Genomic DNA, 16,081 nt, shown 5'->3' on the forward strand with positions numbered 1-16,081 from the left:
CTTAAAAATAAGCGTTAAATTCATACTTGGTCAGTAATGAATCAGAGATGTATTCACTAGATAGCTCAGATACTGCATAAAATGTAGCCGCAGTGTTAGCAAGTATCTCGGTTGTTTTAGCTAAGGCTTTTTCGTCATCTTGAGTAAGCATTAACTCATCAAGTTTAAATAAAGCTTTTTGCGTTTCATCAAGTAATGGTGCGTAGTTACTAAAGCCAACGCTAAGGTTCAAAAACATACCTTGAGCATTTAACTGTTTTGACAGCATATAATATTTAATATTATGAGAATCAAAATAAAATTCGTTACTTGATTTTATAACATCGCTTAGACTATTAACTCTGAGCATTTTTTTATTAAAAGGTATTAAGGGTGTAAATTCCGGTACCATAGCTTTATCGTATTTTAAGCTATGTACGGCGATGCCGACTATACGAGTATTTTTATTAATAAGTGTGAGTAAATATTTCGTATTTTTGTAATACCTATATTCGTAATCAGTATTCAAAGATGATGTTTTAATTACTTGCGGAATACCTATTTTTTTTTCAGCGTAAGGTAAGTAGTTGCCAATATCTAGCGCAGTAATCTTTTTTTCTTCGATTTGGTTCGTAAAGTGAGTAATGAATCCGTTGTACCCTTCAATTATGAGTGCTTTACTATCGGCCCAATTTCCAAGACCCATTAAAGCAACCATAAGTAAAATAAAGTAACCTTTCAATTTAGCTAACAAAGATTTATTTTCTTCAGTGTTAGCCTCAGGCTCTAAGTTATTTCCTACAGACATTTTCATCCTTAAAATATAGTTTATCAGTGTTAAATATAACTGTTTAAAACATGGCTTAATATAATCGCTAATAAGAATCGATAGCAGTATTTTTTAACTTTACAATGCTATTTATTAAATTAGTTGTGCTGTCTTGATTGGCTAAATGAATTAACTCGGTTTTTGAGCGTTTAGAGTAGCTCAAACCTTTTCCTTCAAAACGTTGTTGCCAAATAGACTTTTTGCTTTGTGTATCTATTTGAAGTTTTAACTGTGTAATTACAAGTTTACTTTGTGCTTTTATTATCGAGTTTTTAACTAAATAGGTCACTTCGCAAGCCGAGTTTGTTAATTTATATCCATGCTGTAAAAGTTGCTCAGTGAGTAACTCTGTAAGTTGAGAGCTATTTTCGCCCGTTACTTTTAAGCAACTATTTTTTGCGCCTAGCATTGCTTGTTGTTGTTTTATTTTTTCTTGTTGGCCTTCTTCAAGATCGGCTTTACTAATTGAAATAGCTGCATATACAGTACAGTTAATAGGGTCTACATAACGATCATATACTTTTGCGCTTTTTAATAGCTGATTGGTTTGAGACTCAATCACCGATTTGTAATCAGAATGGCTTACTGTGCTTGATGAGGTGCTTTTAATTATTTCTTTCACTGAAATATCAGTACTTAGTAATTTTGCGAGCTCTTCACGCGCATTTTTAGCTGACCGACGTTCATCAATTGTTTTTAAACCAGAGCATTGTGAAGAGCCTGAGCTAGCTAATTTTTCATCATCAACAATATCTATTCCTACCCACTTAGGCTGGGCATTCTTTGCATAGTATGAGCTGCAACTACAATGTGATGCTGCATTAGTAAGGAAAGGACTTAGCGCTATTGCCGCTAATAGTAGTGAGGATGTTCTAGTAGTCATAGTTTTACCAACAGCAATAAGGCCTAACACAAAATTGGTAGGCCTTAACTTAAATTACAAACGGTTTGAAGTTGTTGCTAGAGTTAGCTTTGCGTTATCCGATTCACGCTCGACAAGCCGTGTTTGGCCTTCAATAACAAACTTAAGTTCGTCAACGTCTAATGTTAAGTTGCTCGCTTTTTCATAATATGCTTTTGCTAATTCTAAATCATTCGCTCTTTCTGCGCACACACCATTGTTGTAGTTTATAGCCAGTGATTCTGAATACTGACTTTGAGCTTTTGCAAAGGTTTTGCAGGCGTGGTCAGGCATGTCTTTTTCTGCAAATTCAACAGCGAGGTCTAATAACTCTTCTGCTTTATCAGTTAAATCTGAATCATCAGATTCCATCAACTTTACATTTTTAGTCACTTGGTGTGGTGCAACATCTTGTTTTAATTCTTCTATTACAGCGGCAAGTGCTCTGCCTCGTAATACAGAGTCAGATGGATGAGGGTCGTCACCTTTACATACTTTACTACTTGATAGGCGTGAATATTGTTTAGTAAAAACAATTTGCCCTGTTTCTACAGATACAGCCTTAGGTTTAAAATTTACTTTCGCAATTTTTTCTGAACACTTAATGGTTATTTCTCTAGACTTCTCACACTTGTACCATTTATCACCTTTTTGTATACATTCACTGTCTTTTTCGTAGTAAGTAGAGGTATCTACATCAGCAGTGTAGTCAGCAGTGATAAGTGTATCTGCGCCTGTAAGTTTACCTAGGCGGGTTCTGTTTTTTGAGTTACTGATATCACTTTCATTAAACCGTTGTTGTTCTATAATTTTACTAAGAGAAGCTTTATCAACAAAGGTAAAGTAAGGTTGGCCATTCACACGAATATTTGAAAGGTTTGTTTCAATTATACCTGTAGCTGCGTTTCTGTTATTTGAAATAACTGCAAGACGCTTCATTTTCTCAGTGCCACTTTCTTTAGCCGCTTTTGTGTATGTAATAGGTAATTCAGCAGTTGTGAAAGAGTTATTTAAACTAGCAATACCTACATTAATAGTTTCAGTAACTACACAGCCAGAGAGCATTACACTTGATACTAAAGCGATTTTTATTCCCTTTATCATACAATTATTCCTTTATTAAGTTAGTGTTCATTTTCACTTTTTAACACTTGTAACTAGATGAGTCAACCTTATAGCTAAAAACTCTCATTAAAACGGTTCTTTTTTCTTATTTTAAAAAAGGTACAAGGGGGAATACCTTTACAATTTAAAAAGATGCATGAATTTTATAACTATAATCGAATCCATCTTTACCTAATTTCATGTAAGAAAAACGACTAAAGTGGCTGTTATCATTCTTTAACTTATTGGATAAATTTTTAAGTGAGGTGTACTTTACTTAATAGCATTTTCTACTGGGCAACCACGCTTTCTACATACACCTTCGTTACATAATTTGCATATTTTACGTGCTTCTACCTGCTCGTTTGTTAGGCTGCCAAGTGCTACTTCTATCAAACTTAAAAAGCGTTGTTTTTGTTCATCATTAAAGTTGTTTAGTATTTTAGAGGTGGCTGTTTCTCTGCTGGCTAGTACTAGTTCAACTCTTTGGCTTCCTTTATCCGTTACGCATAAAACAACAGAGCGGGCATCTTTTACTGACTTTCGCCTTTCTACAAATTCTTCTTTTTCAAGTGTATTTATTAATCTAACAGCACCAGAATGCGTTAAGCCTAAAACCTTGCTTAGTACATCAATGGTTTCATTCGGATGATTGTAAATAGTGACCAGTGCCGCTTCGTGGCTTAGGCTTCGCCCGCCTAATTCGGCAATCTGTTTTTCAATGTCATTAGAAACAGAAGTAGCAAACGTGCCGATTAAATTTGATATATATTTTTCATTTTTCATAAATTTAATTATATGTGATTAGATCATATAAATATAGTGACAAATTAAACCCGTTCGTTTATTGTATGACTCAGTCATGTATATTAACTCGAAATTAGTTAATCTACTTCGAATATTACACAAATTAGATGAGCGAGGATTTACCGCCAGCTCATCAGTTAAATAAAGCGATATAATTAAATGAAAAATGATTCAGAAACATTACGTTATGCAAAAAAGTTTAAAACTGTATTAGATAAAAAAATGGCTTATATAGATGAAGGCGAAGGTGATCCTATTGTTTTTTTACATGGTAACCCTACATCTAGCTTCCTTTGGCGAAACGTTATGCCCTATTTGCAAGAAAAAGGGCGTTTAATTGCTATCGATATGATTGGATTAGGAGATTCGCAAAAGTTAGATAACACCCATGAGGGCAGCTACTCACTTGCTGAAAACAGCAAATACACATTTGCACTTTTAGAAGCGTTGGGTGTAAATAATAACGTTACCTTGGTGCTGCACGATTGGGGTTCAGGCGTTGGTTTTAACTGGGCTAATACACATCGTGATGCTGTAAAAGCAATTGCGTTTATGGAAGCAATTGTTACTGACTTTCCAACATGGGACGATTTTCCTAAAGATTTGCACGGACCCATTGGCACTATGCGCTCAGCTGAGGGTGAAAAAATGGTGCTTGATGACAACTTTTTTATTGAAACAATATTACCAGCGACCATTGCACGCAAATTAACGCAGGCAGAGCATGATGAGTATCGCAGACCCTTTATAAATGCAGGAGAAGATCGCCGTGCAATTTTAGCAGGGCCTCGCCAACTGCCCATTGCTGGAGAGCCTGCCGATACCGTGGCTTTAGTTAAAAGCTATGCGAGCTATTTAGCTAACTCTCACGATATTCCTAAGCTATTTATTAATGCTGAACCGGGTGCTTTTTTAGTTGGTTACGCAAGAGATTTTGTGCGCACATGGCCAAACCTAACTGAGGTAACCGTAAGCGGTATTCACTACATCCAAGAGGATTCACCGCACGAAATAGGTAAAGCTATTTCAGATTGGTTACCTAGATAAAAAAGGGCTGTATTAGTAAACCTGAACTTTGGATAATTAATCTATCTCAAGCCGTTATTTTCAGCGTTAACTACCATATATAGATGACGCTTTTATACAACTAAAAGCGTCATCTATTAACTATTTAAGTAAAAATGGTGCGGTTTTACTCGCCTTTACGCTTGCCACTTTTTCGGGTGAACCTTGAGCAACTATTACCCCGCCTTCATCGCCGGCTCCGGGGCCAATATCAATAACCCAATCACTGTTACTGGCAACTTGCATATCGTGCTCAACCATAATGACGGTGTTGCCCGCATCAACTAAGCCATTTAGCTGGGCCATTAGCATGGCTACATCTTTTGGGTGTAGGCCGGTAGTTGGTTCATCTAAAATATAAAGCGTATCGCCGCGCTGAGTACGTTGTAGTTCAGTGGCAAGTTTAATGCGCTGGGCTTCACCGCCCGAAAGCTCAGTAGCAGGTTGGCCTAAACGTAAATAGCCAAGGCCTACTTGTAGCAGCGCATTTAGCGCACGTAAAATAGCGGGTTCATCGGCAAAAAAGGTATGCGCAGACTCCACCGTTAAATTAAGTACATCAGCAATAGTTTTATCTTTATAGGTAATCTCGAGTGTTTTTTGGTTGTAGCGCTTGGCGTTACACACAGGGCAAGGCGAATACACGCTAGGTAAAAATAACAGCTCCACGCTTACAAAGCCTACACCTTCGCAATTTTCGCATCGACCCTTTTTAACATTAAACGAAAAACGACCGGCATCGTACTTACGTGCTTTTGCCTCTTTGGTATTGGCAAACAGTTTACGTACGTGATCAAATAAGCCCGTGTAAGTTGCGAGGTTTGAGCGAGGTGTGCGGCCAATGGCTTTTTGATCAACCGTTATTAGGCGCTTTATGTGCTCAATGCCCCCAGTTATTTGCCCGCCGGTTGTTATATCGAGTTCTTGCTCGAGTAGCTCGGCTTCATCTATGGGTATTTGTGGCTGCGATTTTTGCCCTAGTGCATCGTAAATCAATTCAACAAGCGCTTGGCTTACTAAGCTTGATTTACCTGAGCCAGATACCCCCGTAACACTTGTAATAATTCCAAGCGGAAATTCTACATTAAGCTTTTGTAAGTTGTTACGCTCAACATTTTTAAGCGTAAGCCATGCTTTTGCTTGGCGTTGTTTGTTTTGTATTTGAGCTTGCTGGGATTCGTTATTTTTAAATAAGTACTGGCTCGTGTGTGAGCTGCTAATTTGCTTTAAGCCTTCAACAGGGCCGCTATAAACTATATTACCGCCACGGGAGCCCGCATTTGGCCCTACATCAACCACCCAATCGGCGTGACGAATAACACTTACGTCGTGCTCAACCACAAACACGGAGTTACCAGCAGCTATTAGCTCATCTAGTGCGGCTAATAAGGCCTGGGTATCGGCAGGGTGTAAGCCTGCAGAGGGTTCATCTAACACATACACAACACCAAATAATTTTGAGCGAATTTGCGTTGCAAGGCGCAAGCGTTGCAACTCCCCGGCTGATAAAGATGGCGTAGTACGCTCAAGCGATAAATACCCTAAACCAAGTTTGGTGAGTGCTTCAACGCGTTTAATAATGTCGCTCGTGATGCGCTTTGCAACTATGGCTTTTTCGGGGTTTGCAGCATTACTTTTAGCGGGGGTACTAGCGGCAAACCTTAATTTATCTGCCAGCTCATTAAGCGTTAATTGCGAAATTTCGCCTATATCAAGGCCCGCGACTTTAACCGACAACGACTCTTTTTTAAGCTTTTTACCTTCGCACTGCGGGCATTGTGATATTTGCATATACTGCGATACGCGCTTTTTTGTGCGTGGGCTTTGCGTACTGGCAAACGATTGTAAAACAAAGCGTTTAGCACTTATGAATGTACCCATGTAACTGGGGCTTTCTTCATTTTTAATCGCCGATTGGGTTTGCTCAAGCGTGTACTCAGGAAAAACGGGCACTGTGGGTGTGTCGTCGGTAAACAAAATCCAATCACGGGCTTTTTTAGGCAGGGTATTCCACGGTTTATTAATGTCGTAGCCTAGCGAGGTAAGAATACGGCTTAGGTTTTTACCTTGCCAGGCCGGCGGCCATGCTGCAATAGCGCGCTCTTTAATTGATTTAGTAGGGTCGGGCACTAACAGCTCTTCGGTTACGTTAAATACACGGCCAATACCGTGGCATTCTGGACAGGCGCCTTGTGGCGTATTGGGCGAAAACGCATCGGCGTACAGTATGCCTTGCCCATTGGGGTATTCGCCTGCACGAGAGTAAAGCATTCGCAGCGCGTTAGAAATAGTGGTAACACTACCCACCGATGAACGTACCGAGGGTGCACCGCGCTGTTGCTGCAGGGCTACCGCGGGTGGCAGTCCTTCAATTGAATCTACATCAGGCTCGTCTACCTGATCGATTAATCTGCGTGCATAAGGGGATACCGAATCAAGATAACGATGCTGCGATTCGGCAAATAATGTTCCAAAGGCGAGCGATGATTTACCCGAACCTGATATACCGGTAAAAACAACAAGTGAATTACGGGGCAAGTTTACATCCACATTTTTTAAGTTATGAACACGCGCGCCTCGTACTTGAATGCTGTGCTCTGGGTTTAATAAAGCCGATTGTGCATTACTAACCTCGTGTGACTTATTAGATGTGCTTGCCATGTAATTTACTCCTGTTTAATAACCGTGTGTTTATTAACGTGCCGCAACGTATTAATACTAATGCAGTCTTACTGAATGAGCGCTTAGCTATATGCTTGTTTTGCGTTTACATAACAGAAAAACTACAAGTATAAACTTTAACCAAAGGCAATAACATTAAGTAACTGAAGCGTATTGCGGGGAGTTAAATGATGCAGGTAGGAATTTTGTTTGCAATTAACTAGCTATAAACAAGCCATAGGTTATTTAATCTGAACTTAGGTTATTTAAATAGCTGAAAATGATGCGTTAAGTGCTTTAATTGCGGCTTTTGTTTTTGCTGCTAACGTATCGCGTGCAGGCGTTAGAGCAAATACATCGTAATGGGGAAGTTGCCAATCAGTGCATATTTCTAAAAGTTCTCCTGTAGCTAAGAAATTACGTACTTCAGGCTCAGGCAAAATAGCATAGCCTAACTCATCGAGAACAAATTGAATCACAGTTTGCATATTATTAATGGTAATACGCGCTTTTTGTAGTGTTGTATTTACGCCGCGAGTAAGGTGCGTAAGCGCCGGATCAACAGCTATATGCGCAATGCGGTTATGCGCTTTTAGGTCATCCAGTGTGATTTTTGGTTGCTGTGCTAGTACATGATTTTTATGAACACACAGTATTAATGGCCAACTAGCGAGCTGGCGTGCAATTAAGTTTGAGTCTTCGAGAGGGCCAATCGCCAGCACTAAATCTATACCTGTCCTGATCATATCAATGGGCTCGTCAGAAAGCGTTAAGTGCACATCTATATCATTAAATTGGCTAATTAAATGCTTTACAGGCTCGCTTAGTAACCCACCTCCAAAACCGACAGGGGCTGCTAGTTTTAATTGCCCACTCGGGCAATTTTGTAAATGCTGTAATTGTTCTGATGTAGCTGTTGCAACGGCAAGCATTTGTAAACAACTTTTATAATAAAGTTCACCCGCCTCGGTAAGCGTTAATTCTCGAGGGCTTCGATTAAATAAACTCAAACCTACATCTTGCTCTATTTGTTTTATTTGCTGGCTAATTGCAGAGGTTGTCATTAAAAGGTCTGCGGCAGCTTTACTCATACTTCCCGTTTGCACTGTGCGAACAAATATATTCAGGGTTTTAGTTAACTTATCACTCATACCGTTAAGCCTTACTTAAATTAGCTTTAATAAAAATAGCGTTGAGAAGAAGGGAACTTCTCACTATTATCGCAAGCGCTAATCATTATCATTTACATGCTGAATGTCACGGAGAAATATCATGAACACGGTAAGTTGTAAGTTAAGGCCGGTAACTGCATTTATTTTAAGTACTTTTGCAATTGCTAACCCTGCTTTTGCTGATGAAAAAAAACAAGATATGGAAATAATGGTTGTCACTGCTTCTGGTTACGAACAAATGCTCAAAGAGGCACCTGCAAGTATTAGTGTTATCGACAGAGCGCAGCTAGAAAAACGCTTTTATCGTGACTTAACCGACGCAATGGCTGATATTCCGGGTGTAATAGTGACTGGCGGAGGTGACAGAAAAGATATTAGCTTGCGTGGTATGGCAAGCCAATACACGCTCATTCTTATTGATGGACAACGCCAAAGCTCAAGAGAAACACGACCTAATAGTGATGGCCCAGGCGTAGAAGGTGCTTGGACGCCGCCAATCTCAGCGATTGAACGTATTGAAGTAATACGTGGCCCTATGTCTTCATTGTATGGCTCTGATGCAATTGGTGGTGTGATCAACATTATTACCCGTAAAGCGCCAGAGCAGTGGTTCGGTGAACTGCGTTTAGACAGCACCATTCAAGAGCAAAGTCAGTCAGGTGATATAAACCAAGCCAGCTTTTTCACTTCTGGTGGCATTATTCCAGATCTATTGGGCGTGCAATTATACGGGCAGTTTTCAAAGCGAAATGAAGATGAGTTTACTGCAGGATTTCGAGGTAAAGAACAAAGTAACGTAAAAGCCAAGTTCACATTAACACCTAATGATAGTCACGAATTAATGTTTGAACTTGGCTCGGCAAAACAAACATTAGACGAAACACTTGGTAAAACAGTTGCCCCGCTTGCGCCAGGTGAAAACTGTGGTCGACGTGGCTGCCCTGAATCAGCAACTACTGAGTATGAGCAACAAACATACTCTATGTCACACAACGGTTTTTACGACTTTGGCTCGTCGCGTAGTTACATTAAGTACGATAAGTTTGATAATAACTCACGTGAAATGTTTGTCGAAAATACCGACATTCAAACGACATGGAGTTTACCGCTATTTAGTGATCATAACTCTACGTTTGGTGCGACCTATTTAAAAGAGTCATTGGATGATTATACAAGCAATAAAATTAGCGACTTAACCCATGTAGAAAACGAGCAATGGTCAGTTTTTGGTGAAAACGAGTGGGCAGCTACGGATGACTTTAAGCTTACCGCAGGCCTACGTTACGATCATGATGGCAACTTTGCGGGTCATTGGAGCCCACGTTTGTATGGTGTTTATAGCGCATCTAAAGCGATCACTATTAAAGGCGGCATATCAACCGGTTTCCGTGCGCCAAATATTCGCCAATCTACCGCGCAATGGGGACAAGTGAGTCGTGGCGGGAATATTTATGGTAACCCTGACTTAAAGCCTGAGCAATCAGTTAACTATGAAATGGGTGTTTACTATGATTCTGGACGCGATTTAAGCATATCGACAACCGTTTTTTATAATGAATTTGATGACAAAATAACCCGTATAGCTTGCCCATTAACGCAGTGCACAGATGGCCCAAATCAGTTTGGCTCCATGCCAACTACGTACATTAATGTGGATGAAGCCATAACCCAAGGTATTGAGCTATCAGTAGATTACGATATTTCAACTGAAATTGATGTGAGTGCTAGTTATACCTACACCGATTCAGAGCAAAAAACCGGTGAATATAAAGGGAGCCCACTTAATCAGCTACCAAAACATAGTTTGCAAACGTCTTTAAATTGGCGGCCAACAGATAAGTTAGGCGGATGGTTACGTGTGCAATATCGTGGAGAAGAAAGCCAGCCTACCACAGGGCCTTCACAAAGTAGTTTAATTGCTCCTGATTATACCATTGCCAATTTAGGTGCTAATTATCAGCTAAGTGACAGCGTTAAACTTGGTGCTGGAATTTACAACTTGCTTGATAAAGAGATCACAGAGCAAGAGTATGGTTATGTTGAAGATGGCCGCCGTTATTGGGCGTCTTTGGTGTGGCAGTTCTAAACACTTTTTAATAATATAAAGTAAACGAGTACGCTAAACCGTGCTCGTTTTTTGGTTTTATCTCGGCTCTTGTTCAATAATGTTTAAAAAGCAAAAAAGGCGGTTGGCTTTTTAGCTGTAGTCGCTTATTCTAGCTGCGTAATTTAGTCATTAAATGTAACTTTAAAGTTTACTAATAATTTATAACTTTCTTCAATCCCCAAAGGTATGCCTCGTTTGAACCACATAGCAAAACAAAAAGCCAACCCTGTATTTTTAGTAGGTGTCGTTTGAAAATACCTAAACGCTTACAGCCATTAGTTGATGATGGTTTTATTGATGAGGTGATCAGCCGGTTAATGAGCGGTAAAGAGGCCGATGTATTTGTCGTCGCCTGTGGCGATGAAATTCGCTGCGCTAAAGTATACAAAGAGGCCAGTAAGCGCAGTTTTAAAAAGGCAGCACAGTACCAAGAAGGGCGAAAAGTACGTGGTGGCCGCCAAGCCCGTGCTATGGGTAAGCGTTCAAGCTATGGCCGTCAATTAGAAGAAGAAATTTGGCAAAATGCCGAGGTTGACGCGCTGTCGCGTTTATCTTTAGCGGGTGTTCGGGTACCGCAAACTTACGGCTGCATTGACGGTGTTTTGTTAATGGAACTAGTAAGCGATGATGAAGGCGATGTTGCACCACAGCTTGGTGCAGTTGATTTAACCGAGCAACAAGCCATTGAGCAACATACATTAATGATGCACTACATTAAACTCATGCTGTGCGCTGGGATTATTCACGGTGATTTATCGGAGTTTAATGTACTTGTTGATAGCAACGGCCCAGTAATTATTGATTTACCCCAAGCGGTTAACGCCTCTGCTAATAATAGTGCCGAGGCGATGTTTGCCCGTGATGTAAATAACATGCGCCGCTATTATGGCCAATTTGCACCGGCGTTATTACATACGCAATATGCCAAAGAAATGTGGGCACTGTTTGCAGATGCTAACTTAACCCCGCACTCAAAACTCAGTGGCGAATTTGAAGACGATGGCGAAGCTGCAGATGTAGATTCAGTACTTGGCGAAATTCAAGCCGCCTTTGATGAAGAGCAAGAGCGTAAAGAACGCATTCGCGACGCCGATGAGCAATAACCTTTAATTTACGTGCTAAGTTTTGTTTATAGTCATTATTATTAGATTAAACTTAGCATGTAGGTATGAGCGATAACCGGGCATTGAGATTGGCAAAAAAAATCGTCGTTAATTAATTAGCTAAATAGCCCTTTGCTCATATATTCATGAAAATGAGCGCTGCGCGCATATTGGTTTATTTAAATTTATCTGAGATTTTAGAAAACTTAGTGATAGTAATACCTTAGGTTATTTGTTAAAACTATATAAGCTAGATAAATGAGCGTTAAGTCGGCAGAAATATGCGCGATGAGCGCACTATTAAATTGTTGAACTAAGCCGCTACGCGGAGATCCTATTCTTATCATTTGAGCCACACTTACCTTGGGGTTATCCCATAACTTGGAGGTAAGTCATGAATACACTCATTGAACAAGTCAAAACTGAAATAGCCTATCGTGGTTATTCGCAAAGTACATGTAAAAGCTACTGTGAACATTTACTAAAACTCAGTCATTATTTTAATAAACCGCTCGATTCGATTACTGATGAGGAACTTAACGCCTTTTTTAACGATCCTGCGATTCGTAAACTTTCTAGAGCAAGCCAAAAAATACAGATAAACAGTATTTGGTTCTTGTTTAAGAATATTTTACATCGGCCATTGAACTTAGATATTGTACTGCCAAAAGTAAAACTTCGCGCACCCACGTATTTATCGCGCGATGACATGCGACGGCTGATAGAGAGCTGCACGGATGATATGCGCTTAAAAACATTGATTATGGTGTGCTATGGGTGTGGCTTACGTATTAATGAACTGCTACGCATTAAAGTGCAAGATATCGATGGACAGCGTAAAACTATTTTAATTGAACAAGGTAAAGGGGATAAATCACGCTATGTGGTTGTATCAGATAGCGTGCTGGCTCAATTACGTTGTTATTGGAAAATGTATCACCCAACAGGTTGGATGTTCTATTCACGGTTATTAATGGATAAACCTATGTCAGCATCAACCTTCAGGAAGCCATTGAGAAAACATGCACAAGCGTGTGGCTTAAAGCACTGTAATCCACATACTTTACGCCATGCTTATGCAACACACCAACTTGAATCAGGTATGCCACTTCATCAACTGCAACATCAGCTTGGGCACAGTGATATTAAAACCACACAAAGTTACTTACATTGGTTACCAGAGTTAGGTCATGGCGGCATTGATTTGCTTGCGAGCTGGAGTAAACAATGAACGCCTTACACCTCGCTGATATTTTAAACTCAAGCCTTGAGAGTTATCGCCAACATCATACGGTGAGTTATCAACAACTGCGCGTGTGTCAGCACCTTCAATCATGCAGAACGGGTCAGCTCGGTTATCAAGCATGGCAATGTGATAACTGTGGTGAGTCGCAAAAGATTGGATGTAGCTGTCGAGACCGTCATTGTCCGCGTTGCCAAGGCATGGCTACGGCTAAATGGGTGCAAAAACAGCAGGAGGATTTATTACCATGTAGGTATTTCCACCTTGTTTTTACACTCCCGCATGAGTTGAATATCATTGCGCACTACAACCCAAACGCGTTGTATCAGTGTTTATTCAAAGCCACATGGCAAACGCTGAGTAAATTTGCGAAACGAAAGAGGCATGGTCAGTTAGGCATGACAAGTGTACTGCATACGTGGGGGCAAAACTTAGGTCAGCATATCCACTTGCATTGTTTGATACCCGCAGGTGCGCTTGATAAAGCACACTGGCATGAAATAGAAAAAGGCTATTTATACCCCGTTAAAGCATTATCAACAGTGTTCAGAGGGAAAATGCTGGCGGCGCTTAATGAATGCGATAGTTCATTCGCGAAGATAAACACCCCAACCAAATGGTGCGTGTATAGCAAAGCCTGTTTAACGTACAGTGAAAAGCTAGTTAGTTACCTTGCTCGTTATACCCGAAAAGGCGTGATGTCAGAATCGCGATTAGTGTCAGCGACTGAAGAAACAGTGAGCTTTAAATACCGCGATTATGCAGATAACAACCGCGATAAAGTCATGACTCTGAGTTGTAATGAATTTTTACGGCGCTACTTTCAACATGTATTGCCTAAAGGGTTTATGCGCATTCGCCACTATGGCTTTTTAGCTAATGCGTGTCGCAAGCGAAAGTTAGCATTAATAAGGTCACAAGAATCACACAGAGGTAAAGTGGAGAAGCTAAAGACAGAAAACGTAACACTGATACCGCATTGGCCTTGCCAGCATTGTAAGGCAGGTATCTTGCGGTTAATTGGCGTATTCCAGTTATATGAAACAAGGACCAAAGTAGAGCGAACGAGTTAGCAGCTAGGTAGCTGCTTAAAATCAATTAGTTAACCTGCTTAACTGCTCAGGCTAGCGGCCTCTGTACGTGTAAAAAATATAATTGCTTATTAAGGCAAATTTAGGTGTAATGAATACATAATAAGCGCTGAGCAATGCAGGGAAAGCTTACATAACACTAGCTAAGCTGATTAAATCAGCTAGGAAAGTGAGAGCCTCCAAAAAGCAAATTCCCATAGCATAAACAACACCAACTCTGACACACCGAGCAGGTAGCGGCTCAGTCCAACAAGCGATTATGCAACACAAACAGCGTGTCGCATAAATACTAAAATGTTATACGTCAAACAAGGAATATGTGCGTATGAATGAGAAAAATGTTTTCGAAAAAATAGAAGATTCAATTGATTCACTAAAAATCTCAGAAGAGGAAAAAGATAAGTTACTGAAAGGGGTTTTGAGGCTTAAGAGTCAAAAAATCAACTTAATGATTACTGGTGCTACGGGGTGTGGTAAAAGCTCTACAATCAACGCAATGTTTAACACCGAAGTTGCCAAGGTGGGTGTTGGTGTTGATCCTGAAACAATGGAAATACAAAAGTATGAGCTGAACAACCTGATTTTATGGGATAGTCCTGGGTTGGGTGATGGAAAAGAAAAGGATATCGCTCATTCCAAGGGCATTATAAACAAGCTAAATGAATTAGACGATAATGGCAATCCAATCATTGATCTCGTATTAGTTATTTTGGATGGAAGTAGCAGGGATTTAGGAACCTCATACGAATTAATTAACCAAGTCATAATTCCCAATTTAGGTGAAAACGCCAAAGATAGGATATTAATAGCAATCAACCAAGCTGATGTGGCTATGAAGGGAAGATATTGGAACTTTGAAAAGAACAAGCCAGAACCCAACTTAATTGACTTTCTCAATCAAAAGGTGAGTTCAATAAAAACACGAGTAAAAGAAGCCACTTCTGTTGAGGTTGAACCAATTTATTATTCTGCCGGATACAAAGACTTCGGTGAAGAGCAAAAACCTTGGAACTTATCAAAGCTTCTTTATTTCATAGTTAAAAACACCCCTGAAGAAAAAAGACTTTCATACATTGAGAATATTTCCAGTGAAAAGGAAATGTGGGAGAGTGATGATGAGTTGGAAGATTATAAAAAAGAAACTCAGAAAAGTTTTCAAGAGGTTGCCTCACATATCTCAAAAAATACACTTGCAGGAGCAGCCGCTGGCGCAGCTATCGGTTCTGTCGTGCCGGTAGTTGGGACCGCTATTGGCTCAGCTGTAGGGGCTGCAATTGGATTTGTTGGTGGTCTATTCGGTTGGTGATATGTATAAAGAATATAGAAACAGTGATCTTTCACGAAAATCTCAAGAAGTAGGAATTATTTTCGATGTCATGGTTACAGGTGTCACAGGAGCCGGAAAATCTACAACATTAAATACGATCTTTTCAAAGGAAGTATCGAAGGTTGGTAAAGGCGTCGAGCCTGAAACTATGGAAACAGAAAGTTTTAGGTTAAATGATTCTTTTAGGTTGTGGGACTCCCCTGGCCTTGGAGATGGGGTGGCCAAAGACAAAGAGCATTCTAAAAAAATAGTCGACTTATTGTACAAAGACTATGACAGCAATGGTCAGTCATATGGATTTATTGATCTTGTCTTAGTAATTATTGAAGGCTCAAATCGTGACATGGGAACAACTTACAAGCTATTAAATGATGTTATTGTTCCCAATTTTCAAAAAGAGCGGGTGTTTGTTGCCATAAATCAAGCTGATATGGCAATGAAAGGCAGATATTGGTGTTATGATAGTAACTCTCCAAAGTTTGAATTAAAACAATACTTGGAGGAGCAGGCTAGTTCTATTCAACGTAGGGTTAAAGAAGCTACTGGTGTTGATATCATAAGGCCTATTTATTATTCCGCAGAGCATAATTACAATATCGAAAAATTGATGGATTTATTCATTGATTATATGCCTAAAGAGAAAAGAACCTTAGTATACGTGTGATATGACGCATAACAAACCCATTAAGGCG

At 39.9% G+C, this 16,081-nt stretch carries 13 protein-coding genes; 7 read left to right on the forward strand and 6 right to left on the reverse strand.

Features of this window, described 5'->3' with window-relative positions; genetic code table 11:
* Nucleotide 1 precedes the first annotated feature (1 nt).
* The 4 genes from BG00_RS15500 to BG00_RS15515 form a co-directional block, all read right to left on the reverse strand.
* A complete protein-coding gene (locus tag BG00_RS15500) occupies nucleotides 2-787 on the reverse strand; it encodes an ETEC_3214 domain-containing protein (protein ID WP_036983798.1) in 786 nt (261 codons plus the stop codon).
* A 67-nt stretch (nucleotides 788-854) separates the two neighbouring features.
* Nucleotides 855-1,691 (reverse strand): TonB-dependent receptor, encoded by an 837-nt coding sequence (locus BG00_RS15505; RefSeq protein ID WP_249929837.1) that lies wholly within the window; start codon nucleotides 1,689-1,691, stop codon nucleotides 855-857.
* A gap of 54 nt (nucleotides 1,692-1,745) precedes the next feature.
* Nucleotides 1,746-2,813: a hypothetical protein gene (locus BG00_RS15510; RefSeq protein WP_036983800.1), complete on the reverse strand. Its 1,068-nt coding sequence runs from the start codon at nucleotides 2,811-2,813 to the stop codon at nucleotides 1,746-1,748.
* Between the two features lie 273 nt (nucleotides 2,814-3,086).
* Nucleotides 3,087-3,599 (reverse strand): MarR family winged helix-turn-helix transcriptional regulator, encoded by a 513-nt coding sequence (locus BG00_RS15515; protein ID WP_036983801.1) that lies wholly within the window; start codon nucleotides 3,597-3,599, stop codon nucleotides 3,087-3,089.
* 180 nt (nucleotides 3,600-3,779) lie between these two features.
* On the opposite strand from BG00_RS15515, the gene BG00_RS15520 reads away from it, so the two are divergent.
* Nucleotides 3,780-4,667, forward strand: a complete 888-nt coding sequence (locus BG00_RS15520) for a haloalkane dehalogenase (protein ID WP_036983802.1) — start codon at nucleotides 3,780-3,782, stop codon at nucleotides 4,665-4,667.
* Nucleotides 4,668-4,787: 120 nt separating this feature from the next.
* Here BG00_RS15520 and uvrA read toward each other — a convergent pair whose 3' ends face one another.
* The gene (gene uvrA, locus BG00_RS15525; RefSeq protein ID WP_036983804.1) at nucleotides 4,788-7,346 is read right to left on the reverse strand and encodes an excinuclease ABC subunit UvrA; all 2,559 of its coding nucleotides are present in this window, start codon (nucleotides 7,344-7,346) and stop codon (nucleotides 4,788-4,790) included.
* Nucleotides 7,347-7,612: 266 nt separating this feature from the next.
* Nucleotides 7,613-8,497 (reverse strand): LysR family transcriptional regulator, encoded by an 885-nt coding sequence (locus BG00_RS15530; RefSeq protein WP_036983805.1) that lies wholly within the window; start codon nucleotides 8,495-8,497, stop codon nucleotides 7,613-7,615.
* Nucleotides 8,498-8,618: 121 nt separating this feature from the next.
* Between BG00_RS15530 and BG00_RS15535 the strand changes: the two genes are divergently transcribed.
* From BG00_RS15535 to BG00_RS15560, 6 genes are all read left to right on the forward strand, one after another.
* Complete coding sequence (locus tag BG00_RS15535) at nucleotides 8,619-10,604, forward strand: ligand-gated channel protein (protein WP_036983806.1); 1,986 nt, start codon at nucleotides 8,619-8,621, stop codon at nucleotides 10,602-10,604.
* Nucleotides 10,605-10,873: 269 nt separating this feature from the next.
* Nucleotides 10,874-11,728: a PA4780 family RIO1-like protein kinase gene (locus BG00_RS15540; protein WP_036983807.1), complete on the forward strand. Its 855-nt coding sequence runs from the start codon at nucleotides 10,874-10,876 to the stop codon at nucleotides 11,726-11,728.
* Nucleotides 11,729-12,122: 394 nt separating this feature from the next.
* On the forward strand, nucleotides 12,123-12,959 hold the full coding sequence (locus tag BG00_RS15545) for a tyrosine-type recombinase/integrase (RefSeq protein ID WP_036983808.1): 837 nt from the start codon (nucleotides 12,123-12,125) through the stop codon (nucleotides 12,957-12,959).
* Nucleotides 12,956-14,044, forward strand: a complete 1,089-nt coding sequence (locus BG00_RS15550) for an IS91 family transposase (protein WP_036983809.1) — start codon at nucleotides 12,956-12,958, stop codon at nucleotides 14,042-14,044. Before BG00_RS15545 ends, BG00_RS15550 begins: the two co-directional genes overlap by 4 nt.
* 343 nt (nucleotides 14,045-14,387) lie before the next feature.
* Nucleotides 14,388-15,368 carry a GTPase family protein gene (locus tag BG00_RS18310; RefSeq protein ID WP_036983810.1) on the forward strand — a complete coding sequence of 327 codons (981 nt, stop codon included), beginning with the start codon at nucleotides 14,388-14,390 and terminating at the stop codon, nucleotides 15,366-15,368.
* Between the two features lies 1 nt (nucleotide 15,369).
* Nucleotides 15,370-16,053 carry a GTPase family protein gene (locus BG00_RS15560; RefSeq protein WP_036983811.1) on the forward strand — a complete coding sequence of 228 codons (684 nt, stop codon included), beginning with the start codon at nucleotides 15,370-15,372 and terminating at the stop codon, nucleotides 16,051-16,053.
* Nucleotides 16,054-16,081 lie beyond the last annotated feature (28 nt).

Origin of the sequence: Pseudoalteromonas sp. SCSIO_11900 (assembly GCF_000576475.1) — a bacterium.
Taxonomy (GTDB): Bacteria; Pseudomonadota; Gammaproteobacteria; order Enterobacterales; family Alteromonadaceae; genus Pseudoalteromonas; species Pseudoalteromonas tetraodonis.